This window comes from Mesorhizobium sp. M7A.F.Ca.CA.003.01.2.1, from assembly GCF_003998945.1.
Taxonomy (GTDB): Bacteria; Pseudomonadota; Alphaproteobacteria; order Rhizobiales; family Rhizobiaceae; genus Mesorhizobium; species Mesorhizobium ciceri.
In genome coordinates, this window is record NZ_RZRA01000460.1 from 1 (window position 1) to 4,396 (window position 4,396).

The window sequence follows — 4,396 nt, forward strand, 5'->3', positions numbered from 1 at the left end:
GGGCGAAGAGCTGATGCTCGGCGCCGTCATGTTCGGCCACAAGGGCTTCCAGCCGGTCATCGACGCCATCATCAAGCTGGCCGAAGTCGCCGCCAAGGAGCCGCGCGACTTCACCGCGCCGGACTATTCCGCGCTTGAAGCCGAGATGCTGAAGATCGTCGGCGACGAACTCAGCAACGCCTACAAGAACGTCGACAAGCAGAAGCGTTACGCCGCCGTCGACGCCGTCAAGGCGAAGGTCAAGGCAGCGTTTGCCCCGGCCGAAGGCGAAGATGCCAAGTACACTTCCGAGCAGATCGGTTCGGTATTCAAGGAACTCCAGGCCAAGGTCGTGCGCTGGAACATCCTCGACACCGGTTCGCGCATCGATGGCCGTGACCTCAAGACGGTCCGCAAGATCGTCTCCGAAGTCGGCGTCCTGCCGCGCACCCACGGTTCGGCGCTGTTCACCCGCGGCGAGACCCAGGCGCTGGTCGTTGCCACGCTCGGCACCGGCGAGGATGAGCAGTATGTCGATTCGCTGACCGGCATGTACAAGGAGAAGTTCCTCCTTCACTACAACTTCCCTCCCTATTCCGTCGGCGAGACCGGCCGCATGGGTTCGCCGGGTCGCCGCGAAATCGGCCATGGCAAGCTCGCCTGGCGCGCCATTCGCCCGATGCTGCCGAGCGCCGACCAGTTCCCCTACACGCTGCGTGTCGTCTCGGAGATCACCGAGTCCAACGGTTCGTCGTCGATGGCCACCGTCTGCGGCACCTCGCTGGCGCTGATGGATGCCGGCGTGCCGCTGGCCAAGCCCGTCGCCGGTATCGCCATGGGCCTGATCAAGGAAGGCGAGCGTTTCGCCGTTCTATCCGACATCCTCGGTGACGAGGATCACCTCGGCGACATGGACTTCAAGGTCGCCGGCACCGCCAACGGCATCACCTCGCTGCAGATGGATATCAAGATCGAAGGCATCACCGAGGAGATCATGAAGATCGCGCTGGACCAGGCCAAGGATGGCCGCCAGCACATCCTCGGCGAGATGGCGCATGCTCTGACCGGCGCGCGTTCGGAACTGGGTGAGTTCGCACCGCGCATCGAAGTGATGCACATCCCGACCGACAAGATCCGTGACGTGATCGGCTCGGGCGGCAAGGTGATCCGCGAGATCGTCGAAAAGACCGGCGCCAAGATCAACATCGAGGACGACGGCACGGTCAAGATCGCTTCGTCCAATGCCAAGGAGATCGAGGCGGCGAAGAAGTGGATCCACACCATCGTCGCCGAGCCGGAAGTCGGCGAGATCTACGAAGGTACGGTCGTCAAGACCGCGGACTTCGGCGCTTTCGTCAACTTCTTCGGCCCGCGTGACGGCCTCGTCCACATCTCGCAGCTTGCCAACGACCGGGTCGCCAAGACCTCGGACGTGGTCAAGGAAGGCGACAAGGTCTGGGTCAAGCTGATGGGCTTCGACGAGCGCGGCAAGGTCCGCCTGTCGATGAAGGTCGTCGACCAGGCCACCGGCAAGGAACTCGCCCGCGACAAGAAGACCGAAGGCGAAGAAAACGCCGCCTGATTGGTCTGAGATCATGAATCGAAACGGGCGCGGCTTATGTCGCGCCCGTTTTCATTTTCAGCCTGGGTTTCAAAGCGCTTAGACAAGTCGAGATCGAACAATGTCCGCCGAGCCGTTGAAGACGCTTTTCCATCCCTTCGAGGCGGAGGCTGTTGCTTTGCCGGGAAAGGGCACGCGCGCCCTGTTTTTCGGCGCTGAGCCGGGTTTTCGCCTGCCTGAAGGCTTTGAGGCGACGCTTCACCTCGTACAGGGCTTCCGGCCGCATTTTAGCGTGCTGCAGGCGTCTGGCTTCGTCGTCACCGCGCAAGTGGAAGGCGATGGCTTCGATATGGCACTTGTGCTTGCCGGCCGGCATCGCGGCTTGAACGAAGTGCGCATCGCGCAGGCGCTTGAGTGCGTGGCGCCGGGCGGCCTGGTCGTCATTGCCGGCGGCAAGGACGATGGCATTGCCAGCCTGCGCAAGCGCGTTGACGAGCTTGTGCCGCTTGAAGGCCATTTGCCCAAATATCACGGCATTGCCTTCTGGCTGCGACGTCCCGCCGATCTGGCCGCCGCGGAAGAATTGCGCGCTGCCAACCCCGCTCTGCTGGTTGAAGGCCGGTGCCACACCGCGCCCGGCATGTTCTCGTTCGACCGGATCGATACCGGATCGAAATTGCTGGTCGAGAACCTGCCCAATGACCTGCGTGGCAGCATTGCCGATCTCTGCGCCGGCTGGGGCTATGTGGCGGCCGAGATCGCCGCCCGCTCCCCCGGCGTTCAGGCGCTCGACCTCTATGAGGCCGATTTCGCCGCGCTTGAAGCCGCGAAGCTCAATCTGGCAGCGGTCAGCCAGCCGACCGCCAGGAATTTCTTCTGGATCGATCTGCTGAAGGAACCAGTCGAGAAGCGCTACGACGCGATTGCCATGAACCCGCCCTTTCACCGCAGCCGGGCGGCCGAGCCGGAGATCGGCGCCGGCATGATCCGAGCGGCGGCCAAGGCCTTGAAGCCGGGTGGGCGGCTGTTCATGGTCGCCAACCGTCAGCTTCCCTACGAACCGATCTTGGCGGCTGTCTTTTCGAGCCATGCCGAACTCGCTCGTGACGGCATGTTCAAGGTGCTTTCCGCTCGTCGTTGAAGCATGATCCCGAAAGTGGATACCGGTTTCGGAAAAGATCATGCTCAAAAACAGATATCGCGTCGCACTCAATGCAGATTGGCAACGCGCCGGACCTCATCGGTGATATGCACGTCGCCGACCCTGATCTTGAGGGGGGCGGGCCTGCCATACAGGTAGCCTTGCACCACCTCGCAGCCGGCTGCCCTGAGCAGTGTCGCCTGGCTTTCGGTCTCGACGCCTTCGGCAATGATGCTGACGCCGAGCGCGCGCGAAAGCCCGACGATGGTCGAGACGACCGCGCCGGAGCTGGAATCTGTGTCGAGGCGGCTGACGAAGGACCGGTCGATCTTCAGCTTGCCGAATGAGAAATCGATCAGGTAGCTCAAATTGGAATAGCCGGTGCCGAAATCATCGACGGCGACCGAAATGCCGATATCCGCAAGCTCCTTCAGGATGGCGGCGGCGCGGTCGCGATCCTGCATCATCGCCGTCTCGGTCACTTCCAGTTCCAGCCGTGACGGCTTGATGCCGGTGCTCGTCATGGTGTCGCGCACGATGCCGACGAAGTCCTTGGTCATGAACTGGACGGGCGAGATGTTGACGGCGACGAAGCAGTCGTCGGGCAGATGCCGGGCGTCGCTGCAGGCTTTGCGCAGCACCCATTCGCCGATCGGGCCGATCATGCCGGTTTCCTCGGCGATCGGAATGAACTCCATCGGCGGGATCATGCCGCGTTCCGGATGCCGCCAGCGGATCAGCGCTTCGTAGCCGACGATGCGGCCGGTCGGGAGATCGAGCTGCGGCTGGTAATGAAGGTCGAAGTCACCGCGCTCGAAGGCTGTATGCAGTTCGGATTCGATCCACTGGCGATGGTCGGCGACCCTGCCCATTTCGGCATGGAAGACGGACCAGTTGCCGACGCCGCTGGCGCGCGCGTTCTGCAGCGCCAGATTGGAGCGGCGCAGGATGAGGACGGGATCGACACCGTCCTTTGGCATCGCCACGATGCCGACCGACAGGCTGACCGATTGCAGGTGCGTACCGAGATCATAGGGCTCCATCATCTCGTCGATGAGCCTCTCTATGGTGCTTTCCAAGGACCCTGCGACTTGGTTGTCGGGGAGCAGGATCGCGAATTCACCGGCGCCGATGCGTCCGATCAGCGCGCGCGGCGGCACGCACGTCTTCAAGCGCTTGGTGAAGGCGCGGATCAGCTCGTCGCCCTGGCTGTAGCCGATGGCGTCATTGATCTGCTTGAACCGGTCGATGTCGATATCGATGAGGAACATCGGCTCGCCGGTCCGGCTGGTCGCGCATGCCGCCTCGGCAATCTTGCCGACCATCGCCGGACGTGCCACCAGGCCGGTCAGCTTGTCGAAATGGGTTTCCGTGAAGACGAAATCCGCCGATTCATCGACGCCGGCGAAGAAGGACATCGCGGCGACCGACGCCGCCAGTGCGCAAAGAGCGGCCATCACCGAGACCATCATGTCGGCGGAGATGCCGGCAAAGCCATCGCCGAGACCGAGCTTCAGGCCCCAGAGCCCGAGGACGAAACTGCCGAGACCCGAACTCGCTATGGTGAGCAGTCGGAACACCGGTGTTCGCTTCGGGTTGCTGACGGCGAGCATTGAAAGTTCCCCTGAGTACGGAGCTTTCTACCGGATATCTCCTTAAAATGAGTTTCCGCGAATGAATCCAATTTTATTGGACCGGAAGTATTTCTTGAGCGG

General features: G+C 62.4%; 3 protein-coding genes. 2 read left to right on the forward strand and 1 reads right to left on the reverse strand.

Annotated features, from left to right (window positions below):
- Positions 1-1,561: polyribonucleotide nucleotidyltransferase (gene pnp, locus EN969_RS18705; RefSeq protein ID WP_127419300.1), on the forward strand; the 1,561-nt coding region annotated here is incomplete at its 5' end.
- Positions 1,562-1,661: 100 nt separating this feature from the next.
- The gene (locus EN969_RS18710) at positions 1,662-2,681 is read left to right on the forward strand and encodes a class I SAM-dependent methyltransferase (RefSeq protein WP_063169995.1); all 1,020 of its coding nucleotides are present in this window, start codon (positions 1,662-1,664) and stop codon (positions 2,679-2,681) included.
- 68 nt (positions 2,682-2,749) lie between these two features.
- Here the strand turns inward: EN969_RS18710 and EN969_RS18715 are convergent, their stop codons facing one another.
- Positions 2,750-4,294 (reverse strand): bifunctional diguanylate cyclase/phosphodiesterase, encoded by a 1,545-nt coding sequence (locus tag EN969_RS18715; protein WP_027161757.1) that lies wholly within the window; start codon positions 4,292-4,294, stop codon positions 2,750-2,752.
- Between the last annotated feature and the right edge of the window lie 102 nt (positions 4,295-4,396).

Excerpts from the sequence above, each read along its gene's own strand:
- EN969_RS18710 (WP_063169995.1), top strand. The coding sequence starts at position 1,662 with ATGTCCGCCGAGCCGTTGAAGACGCTTTTCCATCCCTTCGAGGCGGAG.
- EN969_RS18715 (WP_027161757.1), bottom strand. The coding sequence starts at position 4,294 with ATGCTCGCCGTCAGCAACCCGAAGCGAACACCGGTGTTCCGACTGCTC.